The organism is Intrasporangium sp. (assembly GCF_030452765.1).
Lineage (GTDB): Bacteria > Actinomycetota > Actinomycetes > Actinomycetales > Dermatophilaceae > Intrasporangium_A.
This window is the reverse complement of record NZ_JAKDLO010000111.1, coordinates 1-15,502: the sequence shown is the minus strand read 5'-3', so window position 1 is coordinate 15,502 and position 15,502 is coordinate 1. Positions and strand designations below refer to the sequence as shown.

The 15,502-nt window shown below is 68.7% G+C and carries 11 protein-coding genes; 3 read left to right on the top strand and 8 right to left on the bottom strand.

Features of this window, described 5'->3' with window-relative positions; translation table 11 throughout:
* From L0H79_RS14150 to L0H79_RS14140, 3 genes are all read right to left on the bottom strand, one after another.
* Nucleotides 1–646, bottom strand: a 646-nt coding sequence (locus L0H79_RS14150) for a 4Fe-4S dicluster domain-containing protein (protein ID WP_367652474.1), incomplete at its 3' end; no start/stop codon positions are given.
* A gap of 1 nt (nt 647) precedes the next feature.
* Nucleotides 648–4,385, bottom strand: a complete 3,738-nt coding sequence (locus L0H79_RS14145) for a nitrate reductase subunit alpha (RefSeq protein WP_301485268.1) — start codon at nt 4,383–4,385, stop codon at nt 648–650.
* Nucleotides 4,382–5,179: a metalloregulator ArsR/SmtB family transcription factor gene (locus L0H79_RS14140; RefSeq protein WP_301485267.1), complete on the bottom strand. Its 798-nt coding sequence runs from the start codon at nt 5,177–5,179 to the stop codon at nt 4,382–4,384. Before L0H79_RS14140 ends, L0H79_RS14145 begins: the two co-directional genes overlap by 4 nt.
* Nucleotides 5,180–5,525: 346 nt before the next feature.
* Here L0H79_RS14140 and L0H79_RS14135 point away from each other — a divergent pair, with 346 nt between their 5' ends.
* Together L0H79_RS14135 and L0H79_RS14130 are read left to right on the top strand one after the other, a co-directional pair.
* A complete protein-coding gene (locus L0H79_RS14135) occupies nt 5,526–6,908 on the top strand; it encodes a nitrate/nitrite transporter (protein ID WP_301485266.1) in 1,383 nt (460 codons plus the stop codon).
* Nucleotides 6,905–8,302, top strand: coding sequence for an MFS transporter (locus L0H79_RS14130; protein WP_301485265.1), 1,398 nt, complete (start codon nt 6,905–6,907; stop codon nt 8,300–8,302). The genes L0H79_RS14135 and L0H79_RS14130 overlap by 4 nt, the downstream gene beginning before the upstream one ends.
* Nucleotides 8,303–8,321: 19 nt before the next feature.
* On the opposite strand, the gene L0H79_RS14125 is transcribed toward L0H79_RS14130, so the two are convergent.
* The 5 genes from L0H79_RS14125 to L0H79_RS14105 form a co-directional block, all read right to left on the bottom strand.
* On the bottom strand, nt 8,322–9,470 hold the full coding sequence (locus L0H79_RS14125; RefSeq protein WP_301485264.1) for a zinc-binding dehydrogenase: 1,149 nt from the start codon (nt 9,468–9,470) through the stop codon (nt 8,322–8,324).
* 12 nt (nt 9,471–9,482) lie between these two features.
* Nucleotides 9,483–10,976 (bottom strand): mannitol dehydrogenase family protein, encoded by a 1,494-nt coding sequence (locus L0H79_RS14120; protein ID WP_301485263.1) that lies wholly within the window; start codon nt 10,974–10,976, stop codon nt 9,483–9,485.
* Entirely contained in the window at nt 10,973–11,842 is an 870-nt protein-coding gene (locus L0H79_RS14115) for a carbohydrate ABC transporter permease (RefSeq protein WP_301485271.1), read from the bottom strand. The genes L0H79_RS14120 and L0H79_RS14115 overlap by 4 nt, the downstream gene beginning before the upstream one ends.
* Before the next feature lie 32 nt (nt 11,843–11,874).
* A complete protein-coding gene (locus tag L0H79_RS14110) occupies nt 11,875–12,756 on the bottom strand; it encodes a carbohydrate ABC transporter permease (RefSeq protein WP_301485270.1) in 882 nt (293 codons plus the stop codon).
* A gap of 71 nt (nt 12,757–12,827) precedes the next feature.
* On the bottom strand, nt 12,828–14,165 hold the full coding sequence (locus L0H79_RS14105) for a sugar ABC transporter substrate-binding protein (RefSeq protein ID WP_301485269.1): 1,338 nt from the start codon (nt 14,163–14,165) through the stop codon (nt 12,828–12,830).
* 246 nt (nt 14,166–14,411) lie between these two features.
* Between L0H79_RS14105 and L0H79_RS14100 the strand changes: the two genes are divergently transcribed.
* On the top strand, nt 14,412–15,485 hold the full coding sequence (locus tag L0H79_RS14100; protein ID WP_301485262.1) for a sugar-binding transcriptional regulator: 1,074 nt from the start codon (nt 14,412–14,414) through the stop codon (nt 15,483–15,485).
* Nucleotides 15,486–15,502 lie beyond the last annotated feature (17 nt).

The following is a 15,502-nucleotide window of genomic DNA, read 5'->3' as shown; positions in this document are numbered from 1 at the left end:
GGCACTTGTCCTGGTCGACCAGGACGATGCCGTCCTCCTCGCGCTTGTAGATCGCGCCGCTCGGGCAGCTCGCCGCACAGCTCGGGTTGAGGCAGTGCTCGCAGATCCGCGGCAGGTAGAACATGAAGGTCTGCTCGAACTCGAACTTCACCTTGTCCTCGATGCCCTTGAGCATCGGGTCCTTGACCGCGATCTCCCTGCTGCCGCCGAGGTTGTCGTCCCAGTTCGCCGACCACGTGATGTTCATCGGCTTGCCGGAGATGAGCGAGATCGGCCGGGCGACGGGGAAGATGTCCGAGGCCGGCGCGTTGATCAGGTTCTCGTAGTCGTAGCTCCACGGCTCGTAGTAGTCCTCGAGCGAGGGCAGCTTGGGGTTGGAGAAGATCGTCGCGAGCTTCTTGAACCGGCCGCCGGCCTTGAGCTGGAGGTTGCCTCGTGAGTTGAGGGTCCAGCCGCCCTGCCAGGTCTCCTGGTCCTCGTAGGTGCGGGGGTACCCGAGGCCGGGTCGCGTCTCGACGTTGTTGAACCAGACGTACTCCATACCGGCGCGGTTGGTCCACGCCTGCTTGCACGTGACCGAGCAGGTGTGGCAGCCGATGCACTTGTCGAGGTTCATCACCATCGCCATCTGGGCCATGATGCGCATGTCAGTACTCCACCTTCTTGGTGCGGCGACGGATGACCGTCACCTCGTCTCGTTGGTTCCCGGTCGGACCGAGGTAGTTGAACGCGAACGCCAGCTGCGCGTAGCCGCCGATGAGATGGCTCGGCTTGACGAGGATGCGCGTCAGGGAGTTGTGGATGCCGCCGCGCCGGCCGTTGGTCTCGGTGCGGGGCACGTCGATGAGCCGGTCCTGCGCGTGGTGCATGTACACCGTGCCCTCGGGCATCCGGTGGCTGACGATCGCGCGGGCGGCGACGACGCCGTTGCGGTTGACGGCCTCGATCCAGTCGTTGTCCTTGATACCGACCTTGGCGGCGTCCTTGTCGGACATCCAGATCGCCTGCCCGCCGCGGGCGAGCGAGAGCATGAAGAGGTTGTCCTGGTACTCCGAGTGGATCGACCACTTGTTGTGCGGGGTGAGGTAGCGCACCGCGACGCCGAGCTCGTCGACGGTGCCGAGCTCGCGCTCGCCGAAGAGCTTCTTCATGTCCAGCGGCGGCCGGTAGACCGGCAGCTCCTCGCCCATCTCCAGCATCCAGTCGTGGTCGAGGTAGAAGTGCTGGCGACCGGTCAGCGTGTGCCACGGCTTGAGCCGCTCGACGTTGATCGTGAAGGGGCTGTAGCGCCGGCCGCCGGTCTCCGAGCCGGACCACTCCGGGCTCGTGATGACCGGGACCGGGGCGGCCTGGATGTCGGCGAAGTTGATCTCCTTGCCCTCGTTCTCGGCGGCGAGGTCGTGCATGACGTGGCCGGTGCGGGCCTCGAGGGTCTTGAAGCCCTGGACCGCGAGGTGGCCGTTCGTCGTGCCGGACAGGCTCATGATCGCCTGTGCCGCCTGCACGCTCGTCTTGATGCTCGGCCGGCCGCTCTTGACACCACCGCGCATGACGCCGTTGAGGTGCCCGAGCCGCTCGATCTCGCGCTTGACGTCGTAGACGATGCCCTTGGTGTTCGTGCCGAGCTTGTCGAGCACCGGCCCGAGGCTGATCATCTGGTCGTGGATGGCGCCGTAGTCGCGTTCGACGACGACCAGCTTGGGCATCGTCCTGCCGGGGATCGGCTCGCACTCACCGGCCTTCCAGTCGCGCACGATGCCGTGCGGGTTGGCCATCGCGTCCGGGGTGTCGTGCAGCAGCGGCGCGACGACGAGGTCCTTGCGGACGCCGAGGTGCTTCGCGCCGAGCGGGGAGAACTTCTCGGCGATGACCTGGAAGATGTCCCAGTCGGTCTTGGTCTGCCACGGCGGGTTGATCGCCGGGTTGAACGAGTGGATGAACGGGTGCATGTCGGTCGTGTTGATGTCGTGCTTCTCGTACCACGTCGCGGCCGGTAGCACGACGTCCGACAGGATCGTCGAGCTCGTCATCCGGAAGTCGAGGGTGAGCAGCAGGTCGAGCTTGCCCTCGGGGGCCTGGTCGCGCCAGGTGACGTCACGCGGACGCAGGTGCTCGGGGGTCTCGGTCGCGGTGACGGCGTGGTCGGTGCCGAGCAGGTGCTTGAGGAAGTACTCCTCGCCCTTGGCCGAGCTGCCGAGCAGGTTGGCCCGCCACATGGCCAGGACGCGGGGGAAGTTCTCCGGGGCGTCCGGGTCCTCGACCGCGAAGCGCAGCTCGCCCGACTTGAGCCGCGAGACGACGTAGTCGGGCACGTTCTCGCCCGCCGCCTCCGCGTCGTCGCAGATGTCGATCGAGCTGCGGTTCAGGCTCGGGAAGCTCGGCATCCAGCCCATCCGGGCCGACTTGGCGAGGGTGTCGATCGTCGACATGCCCTTGAACAGGCCCGGCGCGGTCGCAGCGGACACCTCGTCGGCCTGGTAGTGGTCGTAGCGGTACTGGTCGGTGTGGACGTACCAGTACGCGGTCTGGATCATCTGGCGGGGCGGTCGGATCCAGTCGAGCGCCATCGCCAGGTGCGACCAGCCGGTGATCGGCCGGGCCTTCTCCTGGCCGACGTAGTGCGCCCAGCCGCCACCGTTGCGCCCCTGGCACCCGGTGATGGTGGTCAGCATGAACATGGCCCGGTAGATCGTCTCGGAGTGGAACCAGTGGTTGGCGCCGGCCCCGACGATGATCATCGAGCGGCCGGCCGTGTCGGCGGCGTTCTGGGCGAACTCGCGGGCGATCCGCGCGACCGCGGCTGCGGGGACGGCGGTGATCGTCTCCTGCCAGGCGGGGGTGTACGGCGCGTCGACGTCGTCGTAGCTGCTCGCGTAGCTGCCCGGCAGGTCGCCACGGGCGACGCCGTAGTGGGCGAACATCAGGTCGAGCACCGTCGTGACGAGCCGGCCGCCGACCCGCCGGACCGGGACACCGCGGGTCGCGATCGTCGGCATCGCCTCGTCGAAGCGCGGGAAGTCGACGAGGACCGCGTCCTCCTGCCTGTCGAGCAGGGTGAGGGCCGGCACCACGTCGCCGAGGTCGAGGTTCCACCTGCCGACCCCATCCGGGCCGAACCGGTCCGCGAGCGAGCCGTTGGGGCAGACGAACTCGCCGGTCGTCTGGTCGAGCACGACGGTGCGGAACTCGGCGCTCTCGGACTGCGCGAGGTCGCCGCCGAGGTCGGAGGCCGTGAGGAACTTGCCCGGCCGGTAGGTCACGCTGCCAGTTGAGGTGGACTCGGCGCCTGGCTCGTCAGAGTGTTCCTCGAGCGCGACCAGGTAGGGCAGGTCGGTGTACTGGCGGCAGTAGTGGGTGAAGAAGTCGACCTGCTTGTCGGCGAAGAACTCCTTGAGCACGACGTGGCCCATGGCCATGGCCATGGCAGCGTCTGTGCCGGGCTCGATCGCGAGCCACTCGTCGGCGAACTTGACGTTGTCGGCGTAGTCGGGGGCGATGGCGATGACCTTCTGGCCGCGGTAGCGCGCCTCGGTCATCCAGTGCGCGTCGGGCGTGCGCGTGACCGGGACGTTCGAGCCCCACATCATCAGGTAGGCCGCGTCCCACCAGTCGCCCGACTCGGGCACGTCGGTCTGGTCGCCCCAGATCTGCGGGGAGGCGACGGGCAGGTCGGCGTACCAGTCGTAGAAGGAGAGCATCGCCCCGCCGATGAGCTCGGTGAAGCGCGACCCGGACGCGTGGCTCACCATCGACATCGCGGGGATGGGGGAGAAGCCGGCGACGCGGTCGGGGCCCCACTGCTTGATCGTCGAGACGTATGCCGCCGCCACGATCTCCGCTGCCTCGTCCCACGTCGCGCGCACCAGGCCCCCCTTGCCGCGTGCGCTCTTGTAGCGGCGGGCCTTCTCGGGGTCGTTCGCGATCTCGTGCCAGGCGTCGACCGGGTCGCCGAGGCGGGCCCGGGCCTCGCGGTACATCTCCAGCAGCACACCGCGCACGTAGGGGTAGCGCACCCGGGTGGGGGAGTAGGTGTACCACGAGAAGGCCGCCCCGCGCGGGCAGCCGCGCGGCTCGTAGTCGGGCCGGTCCGCGCCGGCCGTCGGGTAGTCGGTCTGCTGGGCCTCCCATGTGATGATCCCGTCCTTGACGTAGACCTTCCACGAGCACGAGCCGGTGCAGTTGACGCCGTGGGTGGAGCGCACGACCTTGTCGTGGCTCCACCGGTCGCGGTAGAACGAGTCCCCCTCGCGGCCCCCCTGTCGGAGCAGCAGGCGCTTGTCGTCGGAGACGGTTGCGCTGGTGAAGAAGCGTCGGGTGCCGACCAAGGCCTCGCTGAGCGGGCCGTCGAGACCGGCCGGGTGGGTCCGGGTCGAGGGGGCGTTCATGAACGGGTCTCCTTGTCGCTGAGGGGAATTCGAGGGGGCGTGGTCTCGGCGGTGGTGTCCACGGCGAGGGCGGCCACGCACAGGTGTGGGGTGACGAACGGGGTGAGGCTGACCTCGGTGTGCTGCTCGCCGAGCTCCTCCATGACGCCGCGCATGAGCCCGCGGTGGATGCTGCAGACGAGGGCGGTGTTGTCCCGGGCCAGGTCGATGAAGGGACAGCCGTGCAGGGCGACACGTGCCGTGCGGCCCCCCTCGGTCGTGGACACCTCGGGGGTGTAGCCCCACTCCTCGAGGATGTCGACCATCCGCCCGATCTTGCCGAGCCACTGGCCCGGGGTGGCAGCAGGCTGACGGCGGCTGGGATCGAGGTTCTCCTGCTGGACCCGGCGGCGGCCCCAGCGGGCGCCGAGCTCCTCGGGGGTAAGGCTCTCGTCCGTCTCGTTGAACGACTCGATGAGCACCTCGGAGAGCAGCGCGAAGGACTGCTCCGACCGCTCCGAGTCGAGCGAGCCGTGGGCGATCGCGTAGAGCTTGCGGGGCCGGCCGGCGCCCTCGCCGCGTTTGAAGTGCGAGGTGACCAGACCGCCGGCGACCAGCTGGTCGAGGTGAAAACGCATCGTCGTCACGTGCAGGTGGAGCCGGTCGGCCAACTCCCGCGCACTCATGCCCTCTGCGGGGGTCCGGGCGCCGGTCCTCGGGTCACGGACCGGCGAGAGGTTGGCGAGCAGGTCGACGACTCGACGGCGAACGGAGGAGTTGAGCAGGTCGGTGCCCAGCGGCGTACGGTCAAGCATCCAGCCCACCTCCTAGCGAATTAGGGAACATCTATGTGCTCTATTTGTAGGAATGCCACTACTTCATCTAACCATGCATTTGGCGGATTCACGGTCGGCGGATTCGACGGAATCCGATCGTAGCGATCCGGACGCGCCGGCGCGAGGTGGTGTGCCGGACTTCTGCGCTCCCGCAAGGGCGTTGGCCGCTCCAACTTGCGCAACACGGCGCTACTACGTACTGTAGTTTCAGTGTTCGGGATGGCCACCCGGCGGAGATGCGGCAATACTTCTGTCACCACCACTGTCGGATCCGGTTCGCGCCAATTAAGAGCAGTCTCATTCCTACAAAAAGACAAGGTACTCGGTGGACCCCTCCTCCTCGGGCTCGACCCGCGTGCTCGTCCTGTCGACGACCGCCTTCACGGTCATGTTCGCCGTGTGGCTGATGTTCGGCATCCTCGGTATCCCGATCCAGCAGGAGCTCGGACTCAGTGACCCCGAGCTCGCCTGGATCAGCGCCGTCGCGGTGCTCAACGGTTCGATCTGGCGCCTCCCGGCCGGGATGCTCACCGACCGGATCGGTGGCCGCAAGGTCACCATCGTCATGCTCCTCGTGACGGCGGTCCCCACCTGGTTCGTCGCCCAGACGCACAGCTACGCCGCGTTGCTCGGCCTGGCCTTCCTCGTCGGTTTCGCCGGCAACCTCTTCTCGGTGGGTATCGCCTGGAACGCCGCCTGGTTCCCCCGTGAGCGGCAGGGCTTCGCGCTCGGCGTCTTCGGCGCGGGCAACGTCGGCGCCTCCGTGACGAAGTTCATCGGCCCGCCGCTGATCGTCGGGACCGCCGGGGCGACCTTCGCCTTCGGCATCCAGGGCGGATGGCGCATCGTGCCGGCCATCTACGCCGTCCTGCTCGTCGCGATCGGAGTCCTGACGTGGGTGCTCGCGCCGCGCCAGGACCGGATGCCTGGCCGGTCCCAGGCGCTCGGGACGATGCTGCAGCCCCTCAAGGACGTGCGGGTATGGCGCTTCGGCCTGTACTACGTCGCGGTCTTCGGAGCCTACGTCGCCCTGTCCGCCTGGCTGCCGAAGTACTACGTCGACAACTTCGGGGTCTCACTCGGCACGGCGGCCTTGCTGACAGCCACCTTCATCTTCCCGGCCTCGCTGCTGCGGCCCCTCGGCGGCTGGTTCAGCGACACGTTCGGGGCGCGGCGTGGGATGTACCTCACCTTCACCGTCATGTTGGTCACGAGCGGGATCCTCATGATGCCCAACGGCCATCTCGTCATCAGCCACGCGGACGGCAGCCAGACGCAGCACCTGCAGTACCACCTCGGTCTCGTACCGTTCGTCATCCTGGTCTTCCTTCTCGGCTGCGCGATGGGCGTCGGCAAGGCCGCGGTCTACAAGCACATCCCGGAGTACTTCCCAACGGTCGTCGGACCGGTCGGTGGCCTGGTCGGGATGCTCGGCGGTCTCGGTGGCTTCTTCCTGCCGCCGCTGTTCGCCTACACGAAGGAATGGTCCGGCTTCCCGTCGAGCACCTTCTTCGTCATCTTCCTGCTGACCTTGGGCTGCGCACTCTGGATGCACTGGACCGTCGTCCATATGCTGCACGAGGGGTCGCCCGACCTGTCCGACTACTTCGAACCGCCACCCGCACACAACCCTGAGATCGAACACGCCCACCTTCGCAGCGCGTCCGTGGCGGGCGCCGGCACAGAGAGCACGGAGGCACGCGCATGACCAGCAACGCCGCCACCCGCACCCAGGGCGAATGGCTCGAGGCGTGGGACCCGGAGAACGAGCAGACGTGGGACAAGGCTCTCGCGTGGCGCACCCTGTGGATCACGACCTTCAGCCTGACGATGTGCTTCGTCGCCTGGTTCCTGCCCAGCGCGATCGTGCCCAAGCTCAACCCGATCGGCTACACCTTCACCCACAGCCAGCTCTACTGGCTCGCGTCCATCCCCGGCCTCGCCGCCGGTCTGCTGCGCATCGTCTGGATGGTGCTGCCGCCCATCATGGGCACCCGCAAGATGGTCACCCTCACCTCGCTGCTGCTCATCGCGCCGATCCTCGGCTGGGGCGTGCGGGTGCAGAGCCCGACCGCCCCCTACTGGGAGCTGCTGACGCTCGCCTTCCTCTCCGGCATCGGCGGTGGTGCGTTCTCCGGCTTCATGCCCTCCACCTCGTACTTCTTCCCGAAGCGAATGCAGGGCACGGCCCTCGGCCTGCAGGCCGGGGTCGGCAACTTCGGCGTCTCCCTCGTGCAGCTGCTCACCCCGTGGCTCATCGGCTTCGGCATGGTCGGCTTCCTCGGCGGCTCGCAGATGCTGACCTTCCCGGGCAAGCCGGACCAGGAGGTCTGGTACCAGAACGCGGCCTTCGTCTGGATCCCGCTGCTGCTGATCATCGCGGCCATCTCGTGGACCTTCCTCAAGTCCGTCCCGGTCACGGCGAACATCAAGCAGCAGTTCGACATCTTCCGCAACCAGGACACCTGGTGGATGACGCTGCTCTACATCATGACGTTCGGCACGTTCTCGGGCCTGTCCGCGCAGTTCGGCCTGCTCATGGCCAACCTCTACGGGATCGGCAACACCGACATCGTCTCGGGCAGCGGCGCCGCAGCCAAGGTCCTCGTCGAGGGTTATGTGCCACCGGATGTCGTCAACTACGTCTTCCTCGGTCCGCTCGTCGGTGCCGGGGCCCGCATCGTCTTCGCACCGCTCACCGACCGGATGGGCGGAGCGATCTGGTCACTCGTCTCGGGTGTCGGGCTGGTCGGTGCGATCGCCTACACGATCCCTTCGCTGACCCCCGACGCGACATCGGCGGCCACGCTGCACGCCGGGTTCAACCAGTTCCTCTACGGGATGCTCGCGATCTTCCTCTTCTCGGGGATCGGCAACGCCTCGACGTTCAAGCAGATGCCGATGATCTTCGAGCGGCGCCAGGCCGGTGGGGTCATCGGGTGGACCGCCGCGATCGCGGCCTTCGGTCCGTTCCTGTTCGGTGTCGGCCTGACGGTGATGACCCCGACGGCCTTCTACGCGATCGGCATCGCCTGGGCGATCATGTGCATCGGCATCACGTGGGTGCGATACGCGCGCCCGGGCGCCCCGAAGCGCAGCTGAGGAGTCCCTGCCAGGGAGGTCAGGCCGGGTCCTCCCACGTGATGCAGGCCTTGCCGGCCTGTCCGGCATCAGCCAGCCGGTAGGCGGCAGCGGCCTCGGCAAGCGGGAACCGGTCGGTCACGGTGATCTCGGGGTGCAGCTTCCACCGGACGAGGTTGTCGAGCAGCTCCTCCATGTGGCGCAGGGAGGACACCCACGACCCGTGCAGCCGGATCTGCTTGTGGATCAGCAGGTCCGAGACCGCGAAGGTGATCGAGCCGCCCTCGCCGACCATGACGCACCGACCCCAGGTCCGGGTGTTGCGCAGGGCGGCTTCGCGAGCGGCGCTGTTGCCGCTCGCGTCGATGGCCACCTCGCAGCCGGTGCCGTCGGTGGCCGCGGCGACAGCCTCGTCGAGCCGAGCGGGGTCGGTGACGACGACGTCGACCAGCCCGAGTCGTTCGGCCAGGGCAGCGCGATCGGCAACCGGCTCGAGGCCGAGCACCGTGGTCGCCCCGAGGGCCTTGCCGAGCATCGCGGTGGCGAGCCCCACCGGGCCGAGACCGGTCACGAGCAACCGGTCGCGTCCGCTGACCTCGGCCCGGAGCAGTCCCTCGTAGGCGGTGCCGAAGCCGCAAGCCACCAACGCCCCGTCGACGTGGGTCAGCGGCTCAGGCAGCGGCAGGCAGGACACCTCCTCGGCGAGCATGAACTCGGCGTGCCCACCGTCGCGCTGCCACCCGTGGGCCGCGCGTGACGGCGAGGTGCAGCCGATGGGGTAGCCGCGTCGGCACTCGGTGCACACCCCGCACCCGACGATGTGGTAGACGACGACGCGGTCCCCTTCGCGAAACCGTCGTACCCCCGGCCCCACCGCGGCGACGTCGCCGCACGGCTCGTGCCCCGCGATGACACCTTGGTAGGCCTCCGCCCCGTGCCCGAGGTGCTCACGGTAGATCGCGCGGATGTCGCTGCCGCAGATCGAGGAGGCCCGCATCCGCAGCAGGACCTGCCCGTGACCGGGAGCCGGGACCTCGACGCGGACGTGCTCGACGGTGCTGTCGCCGGGCAGGCGAACCCCCTGCATCGTGGACATCGTCAGGATCCTCTCTGGCTCACCGGATGTTCGCCGGTCGACCGGGCCGAACCGGCGCTCCGGCTGCGGGTCCTTCGTTGCCGGCCTGCTCACGCCGTGACTGTGTCAACGGTCGGTCTCGAGGGCTCGGCGGGCCTCGAGGGTGGCACGCGCCCCGTGCGCGTGCAGCGAGTCGAGGGCGGCGGCATACGCCTGCGTGAAGCGTGCGTCGTCGACGAGCCCACCGAACAGGTCTCGGTCGCGCAGGAAGGCGAGTGTGTCCTCGCCCTGACGTGCCGCGGCCGCCGTGACACGCTCCCTGATACGGTCGACGACCTCGATCGGCTCGCCCTGCTCGTCGAGGCCCTCCGCGTAGCGGGCCCACGACGCGAGCACGAGGGCCGACCGGTCGATCTCGCCGCCGGTGCGAAGGTTCTCCGCGATGACCGGCACGAGGAACTTCGGGATGCGGTCGGAGGTCTCCGCGCAGAGCCGGGCCAGGGTGTCGCGGATCTCCGGGTTGGCGAACCGCTCGATGACCCGGTGGGCGAAGGCGTCGGCGTCGAAGTCCGGTACTGCGGGCAGCGTGGGGGCACCCTCTCGCTTCATGTAGGCCAGCAGGAAGTCGGCGAAGAGCGGGTCCTGGCACACCTCGTGCGCGTAGCGGTAGCCCGCGAGGTAGCCGAGGTAGCACAGCGCCTGGTGGCTCGCGTTGATCAGCCGCAGCTTGGTCAGCTCGTACGGCACGACGTCCTCGACGAGCTGGACGCCGGCCTGCTCGTAGGGCGGGCGCCCGTCGGTGAAGTGGTCCTCGAGCACCCATTGCGTGAACGGCTCGGTGACGACCGGCCACCCGTCGGCGATGCCGAACTCCTCGGCGAGCCGCTCGATGTCGGCCGGGTCTGTGACCGGGGTGATCCGGTCGACCATGCAGTTCGGGAACGCGACGTGCTCGTCCATCCAGTCGGCCAGCGTCGGATCCTTCAGTCGCGCGAAGGCGGTCATCATCTTGCGGGCGACGTCGCCGTTGCCCGGCAGGTTGTCGCACGACATGACCGTGAAGGGCGTGGTGCCGGCCGCACGACGCGCCGCCAGCCCGGCCACGATGTACCCGAAGGCCGTGCGCGGCACCGCACCGGGCGCGAGGTCGGCCTGGATCGACGGGTCGGACGCGTCGAACTCGCCGGTCACCTGGTTGACCAGGTAGCCGCCCTCGGTGATCGTCAGCGACACGATGCGGGTGCCCGGGTCGGCGAGCCGGTCGACGACGGCCTGCGGGTCATCGGGCGCGTAGAGCATCTCGACGATGCTGCCGATGACCCGGGCCTCGCGGTGCCCGTCAGGATGCTTGACGACGAGGGTGTAGAGGCCGTCCTGGGCGGTCAGCGTGTCGACGATCCTCCTGTCGTGGGGCAGCACGCCGACCCCGCACAGGCCCCAGTCGAGCCCGCTGCGGGACTCCATGAGGCGGTCGAGGTACATCGCCTGGTGGGCGCGGTGGAACCCGCCGACACCGAAGTGCACGATGCTCGCGGTGAGCTTCGAGCGGTCGTATGCCGCCCAGCTGACGCTCGCAGGCAGCTGACCCAGGGTCTCGTCGGAGAGGGCCAGAGCGGTCACTTGATCGCCCCCATCGACAGGCCCTGGACCAGCTTGTCCTGCGCGGCGAAGCCGGCGGTGAGCACCGGCAGCGAGACGATGAGCGAGGCGGCGCAGACCTTCGCGAGGAACAGCCCCTGGCTGGTCACGAAGCCGGTGAGGAACACCGGCGCCGTGCCGGCCACGGTGCCGGTCAGGACCCGGGCCAGCAGCAGCTCGTTCCAGCTGAAGATGAAGCAGATCAGCGCGGCCGCGGCGATACCGGGCATGACGACGGGGGCGATGATCTCGCGCAGGGTCCGGATCAGGCCCGCCCCGTCGACCTCGGCCGCCTCGAGCATCTCGACCGGCACCTCGGCGAGGAAGGAGCGCAGCATCCACACGGCGATGGGCGTGTTCATCGAGGTGTAGAGGATGATCAGCAGCCAGATGTTGTCGAGCAGGTGGGTCTTCTGCGCGAAGATGTAGATCGGCAGGATGCCGGCCACGATCGGCAGCATCTTGGTCGAGAGGAAGAAGAAGAGCACATCGGTCCACTTCTTGACCGGCCGGATCGACAGGGCGTAGGCCGCCGGGAACGAGAGCAGCAGGACGAGGATCGTCGAGATCACGCTCGCGGTGAGCGAGTTGAGCAGGCTCGGCCACGGACCCGCGGCGAAGAACGTCCGGTAGCCCTCCAGGCTGAGCGGCGCGAACACGCTCGGCGGGTTGGTCGCCGCGTCGGTCTCGCTGTGGAACGACGTGAGGATCATCCAGATGACCGGCAGGGCGAAGAGCAGGCCGATGACCCACGCGGCGAGGCTGAGCAGGGCGTGGCTCCGGGGCTGCTTGCGGTGGACGATCTGGACGCCTCCCGAGCCGGCCCGCGCGCCTTGGCTCTGCGGCATACGGCCCGGGTCGTCCGTGCGTGTGGTGGCGGTCATCGCGACTCCTCCTTGAACAGGCTGAACACGGTGCGCAGCGCGAGCGTGGCGATGATGATCGTGCCGATGACCACGATGACGCCGGCGGCCGAGGCGCGCCCGTAGTCCTGCGCGGTGTAGAAGGTCTCGTAGATGAAGTAGGGCAGGTTGGCCGTGCCGAGCCCGCCGGAGGTGATCGTGAAGACGTGGTCGAAGTTCTGCACGATGTAGATCGCACCGAGCAGGGCGGACAGCTCGATGTACTGCCGCAGGTGGGGCAGCGTCATGTTGCGGAAGATCTGCCAGCCGTTCGCGCCGTCGATGCGGGCCGCCTCGACGACGTCGAGCGGGCGAGACTGCAGGCCCGCCAGCAGGATGAGCATCATGAACGGGGTCCACTGCCACACGATCGCGAAGATGATCGACCACAGCGGCGCCATCGAGATCCAGTCCGGTTGGGGGGCGTCCTTGCCGAACAGCCACGTGAGCACTCCGTTGAACAGGCCGTACTCGGGGTTGTAGAGAGCGTGCTTCCAGAGCAGCGCCGCCGCCACCGGGACGATGAGGAACGGGGTGATCATCAGGGTGCGCACGGCGCCGCGACCGCGGAACTTCCGGTCGAGCAGCATCGCGATGAGCAGACCCAGGATCAGGCTGATGAGCACGCACGCCACCGTGAGCAGGATCGTGACGATGACGGCCTGGCGGGCGTTGATGTCGGTGAAGACTCTCTTGAAGTTGTCGAAGCCGGCAAACCCGCGCTCGTCGGGGTAGTAGGCGTTCCAGTTCATGAACGACACGACGAGCGTCGCGAGGAACGGCAGCTGCGTGACGATGATGACGAAGATCAGCGCGGGTAGCAGCGGCGCCCTGCGGGCCCAGTCGCCCGCCTTCTTCAGCGAGGTCGACGGCTCGTTGGCCCTGGCGGGTGGGCGGGCCTGCTCTTCTGTCGGGGTTGCCGCGTTGGTGCTCACTTGCCCTCCCGTGACTGGTAGCGCTCGGCGACGTCCTGGGCGAGCCGCTGGCCCCGGTCGAGGGCCTCCTTGACGGTCATCCGACCGGCGATGGCCGAGCTGACGTACTGGCTGACCTGGGTGCCGAGGGCGGGGAACTCGGGGATGCCGACGAACTGGATGCCTGGTGCGGGCCGTGGCTGCACGCCCGGGTTCTCCGGGTCGGCGGACTCGATGGCCTCTCGCGTCGGCTCGGCGAACGCGCCCGCCTCGGCGAGGTACTTCGGGTTCTCGTAGGTCGAGGCACGCTTGCCGGCCGGGACCCGGGACCACCCGAGCTGCTCGCCGACGAGGTTCTCGTAGTCCTTGCCCGACGCCCACGAGATGAACTTCCAGGCGTTCTCCTGCTTCGTGCTCGCGGCCTGGATGGACCAGGACCACGCGTAGAGCCAGCCGGAGCTCTTCGTCTTGACGACGGGAGCGGCGACGTAGCCTATCTTGCCGCGCACCGGGGAGCCCTTCGCCTCGAGCGACCCGGCGGCGGAGGTCGCGTCGTACCACATGGCCGCCGAGCCCTGGGTGAGGTTGTTGAGGCACTCGGTGAAGCCTGCCTGGGGTGCGCCCTTCTCGCCGTGCTCACGCACGAGGTCGACGTAGAAGGTGACTGCCTCCACGAAGGGTGCGGCGTTGACCCCCGGCGTCCAGTCCTTCTCGAACCAGGTGCCGCCGAAGGTGTTGACCACGGTCGTCAGCGGCGCGAAGATCTGGCCCCACCCGGGCTGCCCGCGCAGGCAGATGCCGGCCATCCCCGGCTGCGCCCCGTCGACCTTGGCGGCGATGTCGGCCACCTGGGGCCACGTCGGGTGCGGCGGCATCGTGATGCCCTTGGCGGCCAGGACGTCCTTGCGGTACATCAGGAACGAGGACTCGCCGTAGAAGGGCTCGCCGTAGATCTTGCCCTCGGAGGAGAGCGAGGTCTGCATCGGCTTGAGGATGTCGTCCTGGTCGAAGCCCGGGTCCTTGGCGATGAACCCGTCGAGCGGCGAGATCCACTTGGCCCGGGCGTAGATCGGGATCTCGAAGTTGCTGAGCGAGGCGACGTCGTACTGACCCGCCTGGCTGGTGAACTCCTGGCTGATCTTGTCGCGCACGTCGTTCTCGGGCAGGACGGTGTAGTTGACCCGGATCCCGGTCTTGGCGGTGAAGTACTTCTCGGTCAGCCCTTGCAGGTCGACCATCTGCGGGTTGTTGACCATGAGCACGTTGATGCTGTCGGCCCCGCCGCCCCCGAGCCCGCCGCCGCCCCAGCCGGCACAGGCGGACAGGGCCTGGACGGTTCCGATGGTCAGGGCCAGGACACCGATGCGAAGTCTGCGTCGCCGGGTGCGGGGTCGTTCAGCGCCGGTCTGCCCGACGCGCTCGCGCCGCTGCTGGCCTCGTCGACTGGTCAGGTGCACAGGCCCTCCTCGTGGTCCCACGCTCAGTTGAGCGTGACCATGCACGTGTGAGTAAAGTGACTCCGATCACGGCTGTCAACCGCAAGCCCAGTGGACGGATCATCCCGATCGGGCGTGCCCCATGGAGCCAGGGGGTGAGGTCAAGTGCCCGACGAGCGTCGTCGCCCGGGCGAGCTCGTGCTCGCTGCTGCTGTGGCACGGCGTTACTACCTGCATGGGCAGTCCAAGGTGGAGATCGCGGATGCGCTGGGGGTCTCGCGCTTCAAGGTGGCCCGGCTCATCGACTACGCCCGCGAGTCGGGGATCGTTCGTATCGAGATCGTTACCGAGAGCGGCATCGACCTCGACCGCTCGACCCGGCTGCAGGAGGTCTTCGGGCTGCGCCACGCGGTCGTCGTCACGGGCCGGGCCCCCACGGAATCCACCTCGCCCCTCGAGTCGGCGCTCGCGGGGGCGTCGCTCGCGGGGGCGTCGCTCGCGGGGGCGTCGCTCGCGCAGCTCGGAGCGGCGGCGGCGGAGCTGCTCGGCGAGGTGCTCGCCGAGGGGGATGTCCTGGGCCTGCCGTGGTCGCGCTCGGTCGATGTCATGACCCGGTCGCTGCGCGACCTGCCCAGAGTCGAGGTGGTGCAGCTGACCGGGGCGTTGGAGGTGCCCGGCTACGACAGCAGCACGGTCGCCAGCGTCCGGCGGGCAGCGCGGGTCAGCGGCGGTCGGTCCGCGATCTTCTACGCCCCGTTCCTGCTCGAGGACGCGTCGTCGGCGGCTGCGCTGCGGCGCGAGCCGCAGGTGGCGAGGGTGCTCGCGCAGGCGTCCCGCGTCACGGTCGCGGTCGTCGGGATCGGGGCCTGGCAAGGCGGTCTGTCGACCGTCTTCGACGTGGCCCCCTCGGCCGACCGGGACGCGGCGGCGGCGGCCGGCGTGGTCGGCGAGATCGGGGGGATCCTGTTCGACGCGGCCGGCGCCATCGTGGAGTGTCCCCTCTCCGAGCGACTGGTGACGATCAGCGGTCCCAACCTGCGCGCGATCCGGGAGGTCGTGGCCATCACAGCCGGGGCAGCCCGGCACGCCGCGGTACGAGCGGCGGTGGCGGGTGGGCTCGTCGATGCCCTCGTCGTCGACCTCGCTCTCGCTGACGCGCTGCTCGGGGCGCCGCCCGAGGCGCCGAACCCCTCTGTCGAGCGGGCACCAAGGATCAGTCGAGTGGGCACCCCTGAGTAGTCGAGCGGGCAGTTGGT